General features: G+C 32.9%; 18 protein-coding genes and 1 tRNA gene. 3 read left to right on the top strand and 16 right to left on the bottom strand.

Features of this window, described 5'->3' with window-relative positions; translation table 11 throughout:
* Positions 1 to 212 precede the first annotated feature (212 nt).
* Both FPG59_RS07255 and FPG59_RS07250 read right to left on the bottom strand, forming a co-directional pair.
* Positions 213 to 551 (bottom strand): hypothetical protein, encoded by a 339-nt coding sequence (locus FPG59_RS07255; protein ID WP_254906664.1) that lies wholly within the window; start codon positions 549 to 551, stop codon positions 213 to 215.
* A 21-nt stretch (positions 552 to 572) separates the two neighbouring features.
* Entirely contained in the window at positions 573 to 1,262 is a 690-nt protein-coding gene (locus FPG59_RS07250) for a nucleotidyl transferase AbiEii/AbiGii toxin family protein (protein ID WP_086453954.1), read from the bottom strand.
* Positions 1,263 to 1,475: 213 nt separating this feature from the next.
* On the opposite strand from FPG59_RS07250, the gene mobA reads away from it, so the two are divergent.
* The 3 genes from mobA to FPG59_RS07235 all read left to right on the top strand — a co-directional run bounded on the left by mobA (position 1,476) and on the right by FPG59_RS07235 (position 2,906).
* The gene (gene mobA, locus FPG59_RS07245; protein WP_086453953.1) at positions 1,476 to 1,907 is read left to right on the top strand and encodes a conjugal transfer protein MobA; all 432 of its coding nucleotides are present in this window, start codon (positions 1,476 to 1,478) and stop codon (positions 1,905 to 1,907) included.
* A gap of 244 nt (positions 1,908 to 2,151) precedes the next feature.
* Positions 2,152 to 2,577: a hypothetical protein gene (locus FPG59_RS07240; RefSeq protein ID WP_086453952.1), complete on the top strand. Its 426-nt coding sequence runs from the start codon at positions 2,152 to 2,154 to the stop codon at positions 2,575 to 2,577.
* A gap of 44 nt (positions 2,578 to 2,621) precedes the next feature.
* On the top strand, positions 2,622 to 2,906 hold the full coding sequence (locus FPG59_RS07235; protein ID WP_086453951.1) for a helix-turn-helix domain-containing protein: 285 nt from the start codon (positions 2,622 to 2,624) through the stop codon (positions 2,904 to 2,906).
* Positions 2,907 to 2,977: 71 nt separating this feature from the next.
* Here the strand turns inward: FPG59_RS07235 and FPG59_RS07230 are convergent, their stop codons facing one another.
* The 14 genes from FPG59_RS07230 to FPG59_RS07165 all read right to left on the bottom strand — a co-directional run bounded on the left by FPG59_RS07230 (position 2,978) and on the right by FPG59_RS07165 (position 17,675).
* On the bottom strand, positions 2,978 to 4,198 hold the full coding sequence (locus tag FPG59_RS07230) for a site-specific integrase (protein WP_086453950.1): 1,221 nt from the start codon (positions 4,196 to 4,198) through the stop codon (positions 2,978 to 2,980).
* Positions 4,199 to 4,458: 260 nt separating this feature from the next.
* Positions 4,459 to 4,546: transfer RNA gene (locus FPG59_RS07225), tRNA-Ser, on the bottom strand.
* Positions 4,547 to 4,713: 167 nt separating this feature from the next.
* On the bottom strand, positions 4,714 to 5,847 hold the full coding sequence (gene ribB / locus FPG59_RS07220; RefSeq protein ID WP_086453949.1) for a 3,4-dihydroxy-2-butanone-4-phosphate synthase: 1,134 nt from the start codon (positions 5,845 to 5,847) through the stop codon (positions 4,714 to 4,716).
* 8 nt (positions 5,848 to 5,855) lie between these two features.
* The gene (locus tag FPG59_RS07215; protein WP_086453948.1) at positions 5,856 to 7,292 is read right to left on the bottom strand and encodes an LptF/LptG family permease; all 1,437 of its coding nucleotides are present in this window, start codon (positions 7,290 to 7,292) and stop codon (positions 5,856 to 5,858) included.
* An 8-nt stretch (positions 7,293 to 7,300) separates the two neighbouring features.
* Positions 7,301 to 7,954, bottom strand: a complete 654-nt coding sequence (locus FPG59_RS07210) for an outer membrane lipoprotein carrier protein LolA (protein ID WP_086453958.1) — start codon at positions 7,952 to 7,954, stop codon at positions 7,301 to 7,303.
* 39 nt (positions 7,955 to 7,993) lie between these two features.
* Positions 7,994 to 10,438 (bottom strand): DNA translocase FtsK, encoded by a 2,445-nt coding sequence (locus FPG59_RS07205; RefSeq protein WP_086453947.1) that lies wholly within the window; start codon positions 10,436 to 10,438, stop codon positions 7,994 to 7,996.
* A gap of 19 nt (positions 10,439 to 10,457) precedes the next feature.
* Positions 10,458 to 10,832, bottom strand: coding sequence for a diacylglycerol kinase family protein (locus FPG59_RS07200; protein WP_086453946.1), 375 nt, complete (start codon positions 10,830 to 10,832; stop codon positions 10,458 to 10,460).
* A gap of 10 nt (positions 10,833 to 10,842) precedes the next feature.
* Positions 10,843 to 11,340, bottom strand: a complete 498-nt coding sequence (gene tpx, locus FPG59_RS07195; RefSeq protein ID WP_086453957.1) for a thiol peroxidase — start codon at positions 11,338 to 11,340, stop codon at positions 10,843 to 10,845.
* Between the two features lie 170 nt (positions 11,341 to 11,510).
* Positions 11,511 to 11,768: a hypothetical protein gene (locus FPG59_RS07190; RefSeq protein ID WP_086453945.1), complete on the bottom strand. Its 258-nt coding sequence runs from the start codon at positions 11,766 to 11,768 to the stop codon at positions 11,511 to 11,513.
* Between the two features lie 108 nt (positions 11,769 to 11,876).
* On the bottom strand, positions 11,877 to 12,185 hold the full coding sequence (locus FPG59_RS07185; protein WP_086453944.1) for a co-chaperone YbbN: 309 nt from the start codon (positions 12,183 to 12,185) through the stop codon (positions 11,877 to 11,879).
* 85 nt (positions 12,186 to 12,270) lie between these two features.
* Entirely contained in the window at positions 12,271 to 12,909 is a 639-nt protein-coding gene (locus FPG59_RS07180) for a peroxiredoxin (protein WP_086453956.1), read from the bottom strand.
* A 127-nt stretch (positions 12,910 to 13,036) separates the two neighbouring features.
* Entirely contained in the window at positions 13,037 to 14,644 is a 1,608-nt protein-coding gene (locus tag FPG59_RS07175) for a glycoside hydrolase family 3 protein (RefSeq protein WP_086453943.1), read from the bottom strand.
* A 156-nt stretch (positions 14,645 to 14,800) separates the two neighbouring features.
* On the bottom strand, positions 14,801 to 16,126 hold the full coding sequence (locus tag FPG59_RS07170; protein WP_086453942.1) for an MFS transporter: 1,326 nt from the start codon (positions 16,124 to 16,126) through the stop codon (positions 14,801 to 14,803).
* A 13-nt stretch (positions 16,127 to 16,139) separates the two neighbouring features.
* A complete protein-coding gene (locus tag FPG59_RS07165; RefSeq protein ID WP_086453941.1) occupies positions 16,140 to 17,675 on the bottom strand; it encodes a glycoside hydrolase family 10 protein in 1,536 nt (511 codons plus the stop codon).
* Between the last annotated feature and the right edge of the window lie 117 nt (positions 17,676 to 17,792).

Genomic DNA, 17,792 nt, shown 5'->3' with positions numbered 1-17,792 from the left:
AGCCTGCAGAGCTCCCTGCTAAAATGCCTTTTATAAAATATACGCAGACGAAAATAAAAAATAGGATAAGTATTATTGCTCTAAATGTTGAGATGAAATTTCCTGTATAAATTTTCTGTTTGTTATTGTTTTGCATAGATAATCGAATAGACTGATAAATTATAGTGAAAGGTAGGGTTTGAATATTTATTTCCGATGGTTTAACACTGAAACTAAATCCAGTGGTATGGTTTGTCCTTACGGTTGAGGTAGCAGTACATTTCTTCCTTTTTGAGTTCTGGAAAGAATTTAAGGGCATCTTCAATCGCATAGTTGGGCAGAAAGGAAATCTCGTCACGGACTGCTTTAATCACTTTTTCACGACCATAAAAACGCAGGATTTCGTCAATTTGATCTTGACCACCACGCTCCACAATACGGGCAATAACCATTTTATATCCCCCGTCCCAATCAATATTATCGAATCTAAAATCCCAAAAGAATTTAGGGTGAAGATTGGGTATGATTTTAGTTGATTTCTCCATTGTTTTTTGAATAATGGTTAGTATCAAAGATAAGCAATTTCTGCTGAATTACCTGCGAAAACCTCTCTTTTTATTGGGGTTAATTGGTAAATCCTGGCTTTCTGGTTTAAATTTGTATAAAGGATTTTTTACTGCCAGTTCCAGTCGCTTTTTAATATTTTTCCAATTCTGCTCTTTTTCTTTTACAATGTCTACACCTTCAAATGTGGTAATCTTGTCATAGGTATTTAGACCTATGATAGCCCAGTAGGGATCTTTGTCATATTTCCTCTGATAGGCTTGCAGATAAAATTTTAGAGGTTCTTGCTCAAGCATAAAGTACATGTCGACAAAATCCTTGTATCTGGTACCGCTCTGATGGATTGCATGAAGTTTCATTGCTCCAATGTCTTCATTGGAAATCATGCGGACTCCTTCCGTTGTTTCCACAGAATTCAGAATAGGGTAATTGTGTGTAACAACATCGACTTTTATATTATCAATGAAGGTAAGAACTGTGTTGTTGTAAAGTCTGCTTTCTTCTTTATTTGCACCGTAAGTGTCATGCAGATAATTTAGCATCATCTGCGGATCAAAATCTTTTGTTGTAAAAAGATCTATGTCTACCGATAAGCGGTGTCCTAATCGTAAGGCAAGTGCCGTACCGCCGACTAATATGTGGTCTTTCAAATTTTCATCTTTCATAAGCCTTTGGAGAAGTTCCCACATCTCCTCGGTAACTGTTTCTTTGTAGAGCATAATTTCATGTTTTCAGAAAATTAATCCTGAAAACGGCCTGCTCTTTTGAATTGTCCTATGATGGCTTTATTTGACAGCGGATTACCAATGTTAAAGGTTTAGACTGGGTTAGGTAGAAATAAGCCAAATGCGTCCAAGTTCTTCCAAACACTTCCAAATTGGAGTTTAATTGCCGATTATCAGATATATTGGTTTTAAGTAATACGATTAATCATGGAAAATGAAGAAAAAAAGAATCGGAATAAAGGAGGCAGACCTGCCAAAATAGATCCAGCAGTCCACCGCTATTCTATCAGCCTTAATGATGAAGAAAATGCACGCTTCCTTACTCTTTTTGAAACATCAGGAATGCATGTAAAGGCGCACTTTATTAGAGCGTGTGTTTTTCAAAAAGGCATAAAAACAGTCAAGATTGATAAAGCAACAATGGATTATTATATGCGCCTGACTTCTTTCTATAGCCAGTTTAGAGCGGTCGGGGTAAATTACAATCAGGTGGTAAAGATTTTATATCAAAAATTTTCCGAAAAGAAAGCTTTGGCATATCTGTACAAACTGGAAAAAAAGACCGCAGAATTTGCCGTTTTATCCCAAAAAATCATATCACTTACTGAGGAATTTGAAGAAAAGCACCTGAAGAAATAGGAATTGCCAATGTTTTATATTTTCTAACAATGCCAAATAAAGTCATTATATTCCTTTGAAAACAATAAAAAGCTGAGATATACTTTTACTTTTTAAATTCGCTTTACTACTGTAATGAGATTGGTGTCTTAATTACATCAATGCTATTTGGCATTAGTGTCGAAATTCTTTGTATGCCCTGACAAGGAATACAAATAAACAATATAGTTCATATTTAAAGAATGATGACTAAATTTTAGAAGCAATGAAAAGGGGTAAGCAAATAGAGTTCTTTAATGTTATATTGAAATTTGATGAAAGGTTACGATTATTAGAAAATCTAGTCAGCGAAACTGACATGGACAACAAAGTGCAATCTGTTTTTTCAAAAGAAAAATGTAAATCCTGTTACAGTAAAATTGACTTTGCCCAGCTCTTTTATATCTTAATGGATGAAGGTCTTTTGTTTTTTGATAATGCAGATGAAAAAAATAATAGAAGTAAGTTTCAGCTTTTCCTCGAAAATAATTTCACATATGCCGGCGATGATGGGGGACAGTCGAAAATTAAGTCGATCAGCAGACAGTTCTCCGAATGTAAAGGTTATACGTATAAAGGGAAACAGATTACATTTTTAGAAGAATTCATTACAAGAATGGAGGAAAGAAAAAGAAGACTTCAGAGCTGGTAAGAGATTGTAAAAATAGTTTAGTGTCAAAATTTAAATATTTAGTGATGACAAAAAAAGAAAGAAAACTCTCTTTTGTAATGAGAGTAAAACAGATAATAGAGCCTGTACTGGTGAGGCTGGAAACAATTGATTCAAAAATCAGCGGACAGGGTAAAGGCGTGATACCTGTATATTACAGAAATGAAGATTTAAAAAAGATATTTGGATTGTCTAGCAATACTATTATAAAATACAGACAGACAGGAATACTCCCATTTACTAAACTGGGGGATATATTTCTGTACGATGCATCAAAAATAGATAAAATTCTTGACGAAAATAATGGCTAACAAAAGTGTATTCAGTCACAACAATGTCAAAGTAAAGGCTCCAAATTTGGAGCCTTTTTTTTTAACGAATTTCACTTGTACTTTAGTTTCAGTTTCTCCATATCTTCCATTATATTAACATCTAAAACTTTAGCATAGTGCTGTGTCTGCTTAATATTTGTATGACCCATCATTGCTGAGACATGTTCCAGACGCACGCCATTTCCTAGAGTGACAGTAGTAGCAAAGGTATGTCTTGAAACATACCAAGTCAGATGTTTATTGATCTCGCATATATCCGCAATCTCCTTTAAGTAAGCATTCATCTTTTGATTTGAAATCTGCGGAAGCAGCCCTATCTGTTTATTTTTATATTTTTTGATCACAGCCATGGCAGGAGGAAGCACGGGTACATTTTCCCTAATCGCAGTTTTTGTCCTGTTTGTCATTATCCAAAGGTTACCGTCATTGTCTTCGAAGAGATTTGCAGGGGTCAGGTTCAAAGCATCCACCGGTGCGTATCCTGTGTAGCAGCAAAAAAGAAATATGTCCCTGACTTTCTGTAGGCGCTCCATAAAGATTGGCTTTTCTTCAATAAGTTTAAGTTCCTGCTGGGTTAGAAATACCGCGTCCTTTACGCTTAATTTTCCGTCGTAGGCATCAAAGGGATTGCGGACAAACAAATCCATCCGTATGCAATAGTTGCAGGCTGTTTTGTACATTTTCATATATTTAACCACAGAGTTGTTTTTTATTCCGACCTGCCCCTTAAATGAACTCTCGTACTTTAAGTATTCTTCAAGATTATAAACGAACGAATTTGAAATTTCGCTGACCGGCATATCTTCTACAGTATAATGTTTTTTCATAAATGCGGTCAAAAGCTCACCACTTCGTTTGTACTTCTGAAGAGATGCAGCTGACCTTTCACCTGCGTCCACTTTTCTTTTGAAGAATTTGTTATGCCGTTGCATAACTTCATTGATTGTTGTTTTACTTGTTTGGATTTTAGATTTTCCGGTAAGTTCGGCTTTAAGCATTTCTAAAGATACCTCGGGATCAATGTTGAAAAGGTGGTTAAATTTTTTCTCGACATTAAGGCGGTATAATTCAAGATAATTTTTAAGGATCTTTTCTTTTTCGAGTCGCAGCAGATTCCTGAGGTTATTGGTGTAAATCCATCTTTCTTTGGAAATAGTTTTTCCTGTGCTGAGAGAAACTCTGTTGGTTTTGTAGGTAATGCGCGCAAATATGGAGCATTCTCCGTTTTTATCTGCTTTTTCAGATTTAAGGTAAAAAATTACTTTTAACATGTTTTCTAGTTTTTAAATTAATACTCAAATTGATTTAAAAATTTCGAAAGACACCTTTGTTTACAGGGAATTCCCGGGGAATTCTTTCAATTTAGTACACTTTTTTTTGACGCAAAAATCAAAAAAATAAAAGTGTACTAAAAAGTGTACCACGCTTTGCTCTAATATGTGTTTTTTGACATATTGTAAAAAAGAAAAAACCCTTTAAATACTAGTATTTAAAGGGTTTTGATATTTAAAGTTTCTTTTGAAACTTCTACTGGCGGAGAAAGAGGGATTCGAACCCCCGGACCTGTTACAGTCAACAGTTTTCAAGACTGCCGCATTCGACCGCTCTGCCATTTCTCCAGTATTCCGATCTCATTAGATGATTTCGACTGCAAATGTAAGGCTCTTTTTGGGTTATGCAAGAGTATTTTTGAAAAAAAATAAAGATAATTTCGAATTATTTTATAAAATATTCATAATCTTATGGTTACAAATAAATTTATTTTTTACTTTTTTTTCAAAACAAACTAATACCTTACGTATTCTGTTATTTCTAATCCATAACCAATCATTCCAACGCGTTTTGTGCCTTCGGTATTAGTTACTAATCTTATTTTTGAAATGTCAATGTCATGTAGTATTTGAGCACCGATACCAAAATCTTTGCTATCTATAATAATTTTTGGTGCTTTTAGAGTTCCATTTTGTTGTAAAACTTTTAATTCACTCAATCTATTTAAGAAGTTTAATGATTGTATGTCTTGATTTATGAAAATTAATGCCCCTTTTCCTTCTTCATTAATTACCTTAAACATGTCGTCTAATTGTTGGTCGGCATTATTGGTTAATGTACCTAATAAATCATTATTCACAAGTGATGAGTTAATTCGAGTGAGTATGGAATCCCCTAAGTTCCAAGTTCCTTTTGTTAAGGCAATATGAATTTGCTTGTTTGTTGTTTGTTGGTAAGCTCTTAGTCTAAAAGTACCAAAACGAGTTTCTATATTGAAATCTTCTTTTTTTACAATCAAACTATCATGTTGCATTCTATACGCTACTAGGGCTTCAATTGAGACTAATTTTAAATTGAATTTCTTAGCAACTTCTACTAATTGTGGAAGACGAGCCATGGTTCCATCTTCATTCATTATTTCTACAATAACACCGGCAGGTTTAAAGCCAGCAAGTCTTGCAAAATCAATGGCAGCCTCAGTATGACCTGTTCTTCTTAATACACCACCTTGTTTTGCTATAAGCGGAAAAATATGCCCAGGTCTAGCTAAGTCATGTGGTTTTGTATTTTGATCTACTAATGAAAGAATTGTTTTAGCTCTATCAGACGCTGATATTCCAGTAGTAACTCCATTTCCTCTTAAATCTACCGAAACAGTAAATGCAGTTTCCATAGGATCTGTATTATTACTTACCATTACATGAAGTCCTAATTCTTTACAACGGTTTTCTGTCAATGGCGCACATATTAATCCACGACCGTGTGTAGCCATAAAGTTAATCATTTCGGGTGTTACCATTTCGGCTGCGGCCAAAAAATCACCTTCGTTTTCACGATCTTCATCATCAACAACTATGATTACTTTACCTTGTCTAATGTCTTCTATTGCTTCTTCAATAGTGTTAAGTTGTATTGTATTTGAGCTCATTGTGTATGTTAGTTTTGTGTTGTTGGGAATAATTTTTTTAATAACTTTTGAATAGGCAAAAGAATGGCATCCATATTAATAAGTCCAATATCGTTTGTGGCTCGATAGGTTAGTAATATAGCAAAAGGTGTTAGTATAATAGAGGATAGCCAAGCTCCTAAAAAAGGAGTCATTCCATCTTCTTGTGCAAGTCTTTTTCCAAAAGTATTGATGAAGTGGTAGGTTATAAAAATAAGAACAGCAAAAACAATTGGCAATCCAAGACCACCTTTTCTAATTATTGCTCCAAGGGGTGCACCAATAAAAAACATTAAAAAACAAGCAAAAACAATTACAAATTTATCGTAAAATGCAATTAGGTGTTTGTTGATGTTTTTTTGTTTGTTTAAAATTTCACTTCTAATTGTTTCAATAGAGTAGGAGGTGTTGGTAATGTTGCTACTTGCTATTTTTAAAATATCTGATTTTTGCTGATTGGTATACAAACTCAAAATATCAGTAGGTAACTCTTTTTTGACTTTTGTTTTTGGGAAAATTTTTGGAGCAGGATAATTTATTCTTGCAGTTGGGTTATCTGTAAAATTTTTAACTTCTGTTTTGATATTTTTATTCAAAGAATCAAGGGTGTATGATAATTCATTGATGGTCAACATCGTATTGGTATTGGTTACCGATGCATCGTTGACGTCAGTTTTATTTAATTCAGATAAATCAATGTTGATTATTTGTTTTTTGAATGAGCTTTTAGCAAAAGGCATCTTGCTTCTGTCTTCGTATTTCTTTGGTACAATATCTTCATAATAATACCCATCGTTTAAAACTAACTGCAAAATACTAGATTCTTCGCTACTAATCAACGAACCGTTTTTGGCTTTTATTACAGTTTTACTTCCATCACCAATATTAGATTTTTTGTGAATGGTGATGCCAGTAAGATCATTGCCTTCTTTTCCTGACTTTTTGTTGACTTTAATGTTGTAAAACCCTACGTCATTAAATTGTCCTTCAGCAATAGCAAGCGCTGGTTTTACTTGAGCAATATTTTTACGGAAATTAATAAACTTATATTCAGCATATGGAATAACATTGTTGGCAAAAAAGAAAGCCATGATGCTCAACAATATGATAAAAATTGTTAGCATTCTCATGGCTCTTTGTAGTGATATTCCAGAGGATTTCATGGCTGCAAATTCATAATTTTCAGCAAGATTCCCAAAAGTCATTATGGATGCTAGTAAAATAGATAATGGTAATACTAGCGGAACTATACGCGGCATGGCAAAGGCTAAAAATTTAATAACCATTACTAGGTCTAAATCTTTACCTGCTAATTCTGATATAAATAACCAAACGGTTTGTAAAATGAAAATAAAAAATAAGATTACAAATACCGTAGTAAATGTAGTCAGGAACGTTTTTAATAAGTATTTGTCAAGAATCTTCACCTAGTTCATTAATCTAATTTGTTGATGTAGTAATTTGGATATTTACTTGCCGCAAATGTAAATTGATTTTTTGACAAAGGTTGATTGGTTTTAAAAGAATTAACGGTTAATGTGGTTTTTGTTCCTTTTTTACCTATTTCAATAAGATTATAGATGTGTTTTGTTTGAATATCAATACCCAATAAAACTTCTTTTCTTTGATCTTTTGTACTTACAGGCACCAATTTTATATATTGAATTTTTCTACCCTTAACATTTTGAACAATATCCATTGTGTATTTGTAACCTGAATTAAAAAAAGTCAACATTTTTGACGGAGTGATGGCATTATCATCTTTTTCATTAACAGTTGAAATAGTAATTTCTTCGTCCTCTGGGACAATAGTGTATGTTTTTTTTCCGTCAAATATTTTAGTTACTCCCATGAAATTTAGAACGTATTGATTCCCTTTCATTGTTACATTTCCTTTACTATCTTGGTTGATGTTTTCTTTTGCATTATTTAATGAATATTTAAAATCAATAGCAATATTATTGTAGCTTTTAACTTTAGCAGTAACTTGATCCAGTAAATCTTTGGCTTTTTTATCCTGAGCATTCACTGAAAAAGCAAGCAAAAAAAGCATACTAAATGTAATAATTTTTGAACTAAAAGTTTTCATCTCAATCTTTTTTGTTTTCAAAGCGTTTAATTTCATGTTTTAATTATTTTGTTCATTGTTGAAAAATTGATCTAGAGAACTCATATCAAGTATGTTTACGCTTCTTGCTTTACTTCCTTCAAATGGTCCAACTATACCAGCAGCTTCTAATTGATCAATAAGTCTACCGGCTCTGTTGTATCCTAATTTTAATTTTCGTTGGAGTAGTGAAGCTGATCCTTGTTGTGCATTAACAATAATCTCAGCAGCTTCCCTGAAAAGCGTATCTCTTTCAGAAATATCTACATCAAGATTAATGCCACTTTCTTCTCCAATGAACTCTGGTAGCAAATAAGCAGTAGCATAGGCTTTTTGAGCTCCAATAAATTCTGTTATTTTTTCAACTTCTGGCGTGTCAATAAATGCACATTGTACACGAACTACATCGTTACCATTTGTGTATAACATGTCTCCACGTCCAATCAACTGATCAGCTCCTTGTGTATCCAGAATTGTTCTTGAATCAATTTTTGAAGTTACTCTAAATGCAATTCTCGCAGGAAAATTGGCTTTTATTAAACCCGTAATTACATTCACAGATGGACGCTGAGTTGCAATAATTAAATGTATACCAATAGCTCGGGCTAATTGAGCCAGTCGTGCAATAGGGACTTCAACTTCTTTTCCTGCCGTCATAATCAAATCAGCAAACTCATCTACTACAAGAACAATGTAGGGTAAAAAACGGTGTCCATTTTCTGGATTCAATTTTCTAGCCTTGAACTTATCGTTATATTCTTTGATATTTCGTACCATCGCATCCTTCAATAAGGAATAACGATTGTCCATTTCTACACAAAGAGAGTTTAATGTGTTTACAACTTTAGCATTATCTGTAATAATAGCATCATCCATGTCAGGGAGTTTTGCTAAATAATGTCTTTCTATTTTATTAAAAAGAGTAAGTTCTACTTTTTTTGGATCAACCAATACAAATTTTACTTCAGCTGGATGTTTTTTGTACAATAATGATGTTAAAACCGCATTTAACCCAACTGATTTTCCTTGTCCAGTAGCACCTGCCATCAACAAGTGCGGCATTTTGGCTAAATCCACAACAAAAGTTTCATTAGAAATAGTTTTTCCTAGTGCGATAGGCAATTCCATTTCGGCCTCTTGAAATTTGGCTGAGCCAATGACACTTTTCATAGAAACCATAGTAGGATTCTTATTTGGTACTTCAATACCAATAGTTCCTTTTCCTGGGATAGGAGCAATAATACGTATTCCTAAAGCGGATAAAGACAAGGCGATATCATCTTCAAGACTTTTAATTTTTGAAATTCTAATTCCGGCCTCAGGTACAATTTCATATAATGTAACCGATGGACCTACGGTAGCTTTTATTTGTGCAATTTCTATTTTGTAATTGCGCAAGGTATCTACAATTCTGTTTTTATTTTCTTCCAGTTCTGCTTGGTTAATTGTAATTCCTCCTGTTGAATATTCTTTTAGTAAATCAATTACAGGAAATTTATAATTTGATAGATCAAGAGTAGGGTCAAATAACCCAAAATCAGCTACTAGTCTTGAAGCCAAATTTTCTTCAATAATATCCTCTTCAGCTGCTTTTTCAATCACAAAAGTATCTTCGGTATTTTTAATGATTTCAGGTTCCCTTTGAGGCGCAACAACCATTGAGAGTGGTTTTGTTACAGGATCTCTAACAATGTCAGAAGCATGACTAATTGTAGGTTTTAAGGCTTCTTTATTTATTTCAAACTGATTTCCATTCGTTTTTAAATGAATATCATCTTTTTCTTCTTCGTCAACAGCAAATTCCTCCAAGTTGTAATTGCTATTGGATTCATTTTTTGTTGAAGCATTTACAGATTCTATTGTATTCTCTTTGGATCTATCAAAAAAGGATTGAATGGTTTCTGGCGAAAGTTTCATTTTGAAAATGATATAAATCACTAATCCGAAAATTAAGGTCAGCAAGGTTCCTGTTTTACCCAAATAATCTTGTAGAAATAAATTGAGTTCATAACCAATAATACCTCCTAATTCTGGTAGTGAAGTGGCAAAAAAACCAAATAGAATTGAAAGAATAATAATTGCAAATAAGTCCCAAAACCAAATATTTTTCAATCTCTTAACGGGAATTCCCACAATAAGATACAAACCTGATAAGAAAAATAAACGAACAAAAATAAATGAAGCTACACCAAAACCTTTATAAACAAAAGTGTCTGCTAATAATGCTCCAAATTTACCTAGCCAGTTTTGAACAAGTTCTTCTCTATTAGTTAATTCTTGAACTGCACTTTGATCTTGCTGTCCGTAAATGAAAAATGAAATAAAGGCCAATAACAAAGCCACAGAGAATAGTACTAGCATGGTGCCAAAAACTATTTTCTGTTGTTTTGAGATTTGGATTTTTTGGGTGCTCGTAGAAGTAGTTTCCTTCTTTTTATTGATAGGTGCTTTTACTGTTTTTGCCATTGATGTATTTATAAATTACCTAGAAAAGAAACGGGATGTAAATAATTAGCCCAATAACAAATGCTGTGATTGCGGCAAAGAAAACAGCACCAGCAGCAATATCTTTGATAAACCCAATTTTTTCATGAAAATTAGGATGTATAAAATCAGCAATCTTTTCTACCGCAGTATTTAACCCTTCTATGCTTATTACCATACCTATAGCTAGGGTTTGTATTAACCATTCCGTTTTTGAAATACCAAAATAAAAACCAGCAATGGTAACAATGATTCCAAGGAAACATTGTACCATAATGCTGTGTTCTGTTCGTATTAATTTGGTTGCGCCGTTAAAAGCAAAACGAAAACTTTTTAATCGTCCTCTAAAAAAAGTATTGTCTTTTTTGAACTCCATTTATAAGGTATTAAAGCACGTTTAAAGCGGCTTCGTAATTAGGTTCGTCAGCTATTTCAGCTACTTGTTCCGTGTGTGTAATAACACCATTTTCATCAACAACAATGATTACTCTAGAATGTAATCCAGCAAGTGGACCATCAGTAATTTCTAAACCGTTTGTTTTACCAAAACTACCTTCGGTAAAATCAGATAAATTTACTACGTTCTCTAATCCTTCAGCACCACAAAAACGTTTTTGTGCAAATGGTAAATCTCTTGAAATACATAATACAGTTGTGTTTTCAAGGGCACTAGCGCTTTCGTTAAATTTTCTAACAGATGCTGCACAAGTACCAGTATCGATACTTGGAAAAATGTTTAAAACTAATTTTTTACCTGCAAAATCTTGTAATGATGCAACTGATAAATCAGTTTTAACTAATTTAAAATCAGTAATTTTACTTCCTATAGTTGGTAATTCGCCCGAAGTGTGTATTGGATTTCCTCCTAATGTTATTGTAGCCATGTTTTGTGTTTTTTTATGAAGTTCAAAAGTATGAAATTTATTTAAGAATAATGATGCATCGACAGTTCTAAAATTGATGTTTTTTTTATATTTAAGCTTGTATTTTTTTTGGTTTAACCAAAAAAAACGCACCCTAAAAAGTGTGCGTTATATTCTTATTGTAGTATTGATTATTTATCAATAGAACCTAAAACTCGTTTCATGAAGGAGTTTAAAGCTTCTTTTTTATCAGTGCCATTTTTAACAAGTTTGTGGACTTCTAAGGCTCCATACATATTTGAAATTAATTCTCCTATAACATCTAGCTCTTCATCTTTTAGGGACGAAATCTCAGTCATAGATTCAAGAACATCAATGGTTTCAATTAAAAAGTCTTCGTCATTTTCTTCAATAAATTGAGTTAAATGTTTTATAACGGGTAGTTTCATTTTTTATAAATTTTAAGTGTCTGATTTTAAAGTATAATATTCTAAATTACATAGGCATTAGACTTATAGATAATGCACGGAAATTTTAAAATTTAAACAAAAAAATCATTACACTATTTCGTTTACCAATTCGTTTAAAACTTCGGCTTTATTGGTCTGAGTTTCGTTTACCAATTGTCCGTTTACAAATGTTGCAAATGTTGGTAAATTACTCACGTTGGCTAGTTTTCTTGATTCTGGAAAATTTTCAGCATCAACAAGAGCGAAAGTTATCGTTTCATTTTCCGAAGCTAATTTCTTAAACTTTGGTTTCATGATACGACAGTTTCCACACCAAGAAGCAGAAAATTGAACTACTACTTTTTCGTCTTTTGCAATTAAATCTTTAAGCGTATCATCGGTTAATTCGATTAACATATTTTTTTATTTAAAATACAATTGCAATTCCAAATTTCAATTTTTTTAAATGAAATTCGAAATTGCAATTGATATTGTATTGATATTAGTTTAAACTCAAGTATTCAGCAGTACTAATTCTATCAGCACTCATTGCTTCTTTACCAGCTTCCCAGTTTGCAGGACATACTTCACCTTTTTCTTGTATGTGAGTGTAAGCATCTACCATACGTAAGTATTCGTTTACGTTACGGCCAAGTGGCATATCGTTAACACTTTCGTGGAAAATTTTACCAGTCTCGTCAATTAAATAAGTAGCTCTGTAAGTAACATTTGATCCTTCAATAATGATAGAATCAGTTTCTTCGCTGTAACCAGTAGACTCTATATCTAAAATACCTAAAATGTTAGAAAGGTTTCTGTTAGTATCAGCAAGAATTGGATAAGTTACACCTTCAATACCACCATTGTTTTTTGGTGTGTTCAACCATGCAAAATGCACTTCGTTAGTATCGCAAGATGCACCAATTACAATTGTATTTCTTTTTTCAAATTCAGGTAATGCTGCTTGAAAAGCGTGTAATTCAGTTGGACAAACAAAAGTAAAATCTTTTGGATACCAAAACAACAATACTTTTTTGTTGTTGTTTGTAGCTTCTTCAAAAATATTTATTTTTAAATTATCACCCATTTCTGAGATGGCGTCTACTGCAATACTTGGAAATTTTTTACCTACTAATGACATTTTTTTACTTTTAAATTGTTGTTTTTTTGATGGTGCAAAATTAGTCATACTTTGTAATAAATAAAACGCTCAATGATTATAAATGTTTATTGATTGATAAGGATTTCTTATGACATGAAATTTAAATTTATAACATGTTAATTTTTACGGGAAGTGTACCTTTACTCTTGTCATTATTCAAAAGCTGCTCAGCAGTAATTTCCTGAAATTCTTTAAAATCTTGGTAGGTGTGTACTAAACATTTTGCTTTTTTTAAGTTGGGTATAATTTGTAAAGCATAAGGATTTCCAAAAGTGTACACAAAACAGTTTTTATTTTGGAGCAATTCACTTAAAAAATGTAAAACCGAATCTTCGATTTCAAAATTATGTAAAGGTTTTGCTTTAGGTACAAAAAGGGCGACCAAAACCGTTTCAAATGCATCCAATTGACTTTTTAAAACTTCTAAATCATTACTGTTAGTGGTATAATAGAAATTTGAAGTCGGCAATTCGGATTCTAAAGTGTCGAAAAAATAATTATTAGCCTCTTTATAAAAACTAACCTTGGCTAAATTGTTTCTTTTTTGCGACTCGAAAATGAAATTTGTATTGTCCGAATCTATTAAAGTAGTTACGCTCTCTTGGGCAATTTTAGAATTTAAGTCGGATGTTTTTTTAAAATCAAAATCGATTTTTTTATAGGTATCTATTTGATTGTCAATATCAAGAATTCCAACTTTTTCTTTACACTGCATGATGCGCTCAAAACTGGCATTGATTCTTTCAAGAGATGCATTTTTTACAATTTTATCTATTCCTTCGGCTACGTTTTCAGCAAAACACAATACATCATTTCCAGCGTGAAAAGCTTCCCATTCTAGTTGTCCTTTTTTCTCATATAATTTAGAAACACTGTGCATGTTTAAGGCATCAGATATTACGAGACCTTTATATCCTAATTGCTTCCGCAAAAGTGTTTCGATTATGTTTTTTGATAAAGTAGCAGAAGTATTTTGGTTTTCGTTCCAAGACGGCACTGCTAAATGGCCAATCATTATAGAATCGACGTTATTTTTAATTCCTTCTATAAAAGGTACTAATTCATTTTCCATCAATTCTTCTCGTGATTCTTGCAGTACCGGTAATCCTAAATGAGAATCTACGCTAGTATTTCCGTGACCTGGAAAATGTTTAAGACAGCCTAAAACTCCGGCGTCATTTAATCCTTGTAAATAAGCAACAGCAAAATCAGCTACTTTTTTTTTGTCTTCGCCAAAAGATCTATATCCAATCACAGGATTGTTAGGATTGTTATTTACATCAGCAAGTGGCGCTAAATTGTAATGTATACCAACTGATTTTAAATCTAATCCTATTTGTTTTCCAACTTGATAAACCAAATCAATTTCGCTATCTGGCAAAGCGCCAAGCGTAATGGCATACGGATATTGAGGAGTTTTTTCTACGCGCATGGCCAATCCCCATTCGGCATCAATGCTCATTAATAATGGAGTAGAGGCGCATTTTTGATAGCGTAAAATCAATTCTTGTAATCGAATGGCGCTATCATCATTGAATTCTATTTTTTTATTCGATTCGTAATTTGTTGCAGCACTAGCACGACTGTGAAAAAAAGTCAGTCCACCAATGTTGTATTTTTTAATAAGAGACTCCATTTCTTGAATGTGCTCTTCACTGTCATTTATAAAAACAGCTGGAAAGAAAAATTGACCTACTTTTTGTTCTAATGTCATTGTGAAAGGAATATGTCGCTAATTCTAAACATATAAGTCATGTAAGTAAATTAAACAGAATGAATAATTACATAAAACGGATTGTATGCAAACAGTCATTTTAAGAGCGTCTTAGATACTTAAAGGAACTTATATGACTTATATGTTAAATGAAAGCTAGTTTGTTTTCTCTGTTTCTAATTTTTTTCCAAAATCCTTTGGGAAAATTAAATATCTAGACAAAATGATTCCTGGAATGGTTGCCAAAAACACCCAAATAAAGAAATTGCCATACCCGAGATATTCTTGGATATAACCACTTAACATCCCTGGAAGCATCATTCCTAAAGCCATAAATCCGGTTGCTATAGAATAATGTGAAGTTTTTGATTCTCCCTCAGCAACATAAATTAAATACATCATAAACGCTGCAAAACCTATTCCATACCCTAATTGTTCAATAATAACCACGGCAGTGATATAAGGATTAAAGGACCAATCGATAGTAAAAAGATTCAAGTCTAAATAAAGGTTAATTAGTGTAGTAGGTTGAAAATGAGCTAATAATACAAATCCAATAATAGGCAAATGCATGATCAAAATCATAGGTAGCATACAATAGCCCAATCCTTTTTTTGAAATAGCAATACCGCCTAAAATACCGCCAATAGTTAGCGCAATTAACCCAAAAGTCCCGTAAATAAGTCCTACATTTTCGGTAGATAATTCAAGTCCACCTACTGTTTTTTTATCTACTAAAAAAGGAGTCAGCATTTTAAGAAGTTGAGATTCTCCCAGCCTAAAAAGCAAAATAAAAGCCAGAATTAAACCGATTTGTTTCTTTTTAAAAAAACTAGCAAAAACAGTGCTGAAATTCTTTTGCTCTGTGACACTAGTTTCATTGGACAATTCTTTTTTAGGAGTAGCAAAATAATTGTAAACGGTCAAGAAAACCATTACCAGTCCTACGAAAATCATTGTGTAAGACCATGCTTTTTGTGTATTAGCGTAGTGTTGCTCTAGATAACCTGCAAGCAAAATAATCAATCCATTTCCTGTAAGCATAGAAGCTCTGTAAAAAGTGCTTCTAATTCCTAGGAAAAAAGACTGTTGATCTTTGCTCAATGCTAGCATGTAAAAACCATCACTTGCCACATCATTAGACGCCGATGCAAATGCCGCTACCCAAAATATAGAAAGACTAAGTAAGAAAAATTGGCTTGTAGGGATAATAAAACCAACAAGTAAGAAAGCAATGGAGATAAACAATTGCATGCTTAAAAACCATTTTCTTTTGGTTCCATGCAAGTCTATAAATGGGCTCCACAATGGTTTAATTACCCATGGTAAATAGAGTAAACTTGTGTAAAAGCCAATGTCCTCATTGCTAATACCAAGGTTTTTGTACATCAATACAGAAACGGAAATAATAATTACATAAGGAAATCCAGATGCAAAGTTTAAAAGCGGTATCCAGTACCAAGGTCTATTATCTGTTGCCATAAATCTTAGAAAATTAGTGTTCTGCTACGTTTATAAATGTTGGATCGCTTTCATTTCCATAATAGTCAATAAAAGTGACTGCGCAGGTTTTGTTTTTATGTAATTTATATGTTGGAACAAATATTTGGAGCGTTTCTAAATTTTCAATTAAAGCTACTTTATCAATAATGTGACTTGCATCAGTAACATCGATTTTAGCTTTGGCCGAAGAGCCGTAAAGTATTGCATAACGCATTTTGGAGCCCGTTGGATATACAATTTGAAATCCCGATGCAATTTCATTGCTAAAAGCTGCTTGAATTACTGGTATAACTTCATTTTTCTTAATCGCGGCAGGAACTACAGTAGGTAAGGCTGGGTATTTATATTGGTTTTGTGCTAGTAGAGTTGTAACACTTTGATTTTTATTTACAAATGACTTGGCGCTAAAAAAAGCATTTCCTTGCACGTTTTTATAGGTTCTGGTTAAATCAATTTGGTTGGGAATTTCATTTGGATTGTTCCACTTTTTATCAGAATCTGCGTTGACTTTATAACTGCTATTTCCGATGTAAATGGCTGTATTATTAGAATTTTCAGACCACCAGCGTAACAGTTTTGCATACGATGCTTTAGGATGATCAATGCTCCAATACAATTGAGGAATAATGTAATCAATCCATTTTTGATCCATCCAAGCCAGTGGATCGGCAAATAAATCATCATAATTGGTTTGTCCTGCTTCGGTATCAGAACCTTTTGGATCAACTGATTTGTTGCGCCATACTCCAAAAGGACTTATGCCAAATTGAACCCAAGGCTTATTTTTCTTGATAGCAACAGCTACATCTTTTACAAAAGTGTTCACGTTAGAGCGCCTCCAATCTTCTAGTTTCATACCGTTTCCATATGACTTAAAGGATGCACTATCATTAAATTCTTCTCCCGGAATGCGGTACGGGTAAAAATAATCATCAAAATGGATGGCATCAATATCGTAATTTGTTACTACTTCATTTACCACATTCAATAAATGTGCTTGTACTTCTGGCAAAGCAGGATTATAATAGATTTTACCACCATATTTGATCATCCATTCAGGGTGTTTAAAATAATCGTGCTCAGAACTTAAAATTTGGGTGTTGTAATCCATAGTTGCTCTGTACGGATTTAACCACGCATGAAATTCAAAACCTCTAGTGTGAGCTTCTGTAATCATCCATTGAAGTGCATCGTAGTAAGGATCTGGAGCTTTTCCCTCTTTTCCTGTTAAAAAACGTGACCATGGCGCAAGTTGTGTTGGATAAAATGCATCGCCCACACTTCTTATTTGCACAATGACAGCATTGTAATTTAGTTTTTTATATGTATCAAGTAGTTCTAAATAATCTGCTTTTTGTTTGCTTACACTATCGGTACCTTTTTTAGGCCAGTCAATATTTACAACAGTTGCTATCCATACAGCTCTAAACTCATTTTTAGGATGAAGATTTGGTGACTGTGCTATACCGTTTGTAAAAAAAAGGAGTAAAAGAATTGTGAGAAATATGGAGTTTTTATGAGTCTTCATTAAAGTCAAATCGTTTTAATTTCCAAAAATAGTTTTTTTAGTGAAATAGAACGCTAAATTTTGAAATATTCACTAAAACATCAGTGCAATTTGTAGACCAAAACTAGAGTTTCATTC

Source organism: Flavobacterium sp. FPG59, assembly GCF_002150205.1.
GTDB lineage: Bacteria > Bacteroidota > Bacteroidia > Flavobacteriales > Flavobacteriaceae > Flavobacterium.
The sequence above is the reverse complement of the archived record's forward strand: the minus strand, read 5'-3'. Positions and strand labels throughout refer to the sequence as shown.

Excerpts from the sequence above, each read along its gene's own strand:
- FPG59_RS07165 (WP_086453941.1), bottom strand. The coding sequence starts at position 17,675 with ATGAAGACTCATAAAAACTCCATATTTCTCACAATTCTTTTACTCCTT.
- tpx (WP_086453957.1), bottom strand. The coding sequence starts at position 11,340 with ATGGCTACAATAACATTAGGAGGAAATCCAATACACACTTCGGGCGAA.
- FPG59_RS07230 (WP_086453950.1), bottom strand. The coding sequence starts at position 4,198 with ATGTTAAAAGTAATTTTTTACCTTAAATCTGAAAAAGCAGATAAAAAC.
- FPG59_RS07185 (WP_086453944.1), bottom strand. The coding sequence starts at position 12,185 with ATGTTAATCGAATTAACCGATGATACGCTTAAAGATTTAATTGCAAAA.
- FPG59_RS07200 (WP_086453946.1), bottom strand. The coding sequence starts at position 10,832 with ATGGAGTTCAAAAAAGACAATACTTTTTTTAGAGGACGATTAAAAAGT.
- ribB (WP_086453949.1), bottom strand. The coding sequence starts at position 5,847 with ATGAGCTCAAATACAATACAACTTAACACTATTGAAGAAGCAATAGAA.
- FPG59_RS07170 (WP_086453942.1), bottom strand. The coding sequence starts at position 16,126 with ATGGCAACAGATAATAGACCTTGGTACTGGATACCGCTTTTAAACTTT.
- FPG59_RS07250 (WP_086453954.1), bottom strand. The coding sequence starts at position 1,262 with ATGCTCTACAAAGAAACAGTTACCGAGGAGATGTGGGAACTTCTCCAA.
- FPG59_RS07205 (WP_086453947.1), bottom strand. The coding sequence starts at position 10,438 with ATGGCAAAAACAGTAAAAGCACCTATCAATAAAAAGAAGGAAACTACT.
- mobA (WP_086453953.1), top strand. The coding sequence starts at position 1,476 with ATGGAAAATGAAGAAAAAAAGAATCGGAATAAAGGAGGCAGACCTGCC.
- FPG59_RS07240 (WP_086453952.1), top strand. The coding sequence starts at position 2,152 with ATGAAAAGGGGTAAGCAAATAGAGTTCTTTAATGTTATATTGAAATTT.
- FPG59_RS07190 (WP_086453945.1), bottom strand. The coding sequence starts at position 11,768 with ATGAAACTACCCGTTATAAAACATTTAACTCAATTTATTGAAGAAAAT.
- FPG59_RS07235 (WP_086453951.1), top strand. The coding sequence starts at position 2,622 with ATGACAAAAAAAGAAAGAAAACTCTCTTTTGTAATGAGAGTAAAACAG.
- FPG59_RS07175 (WP_086453943.1), bottom strand. The coding sequence starts at position 14,644 with ATGACATTAGAACAAAAAGTAGGTCAATTTTTCTTTCCAGCTGTTTTT.
- FPG59_RS07180 (WP_086453956.1), bottom strand. The coding sequence starts at position 12,909 with ATGTCATTAGTAGGTAAAAAATTTCCAAGTATTGCAGTAGACGCCATC.
- FPG59_RS07210 (WP_086453958.1), bottom strand. The coding sequence starts at position 7,954 with ATGAAAACTTTTAGTTCAAAAATTATTACATTTAGTATGCTTTTTTTG.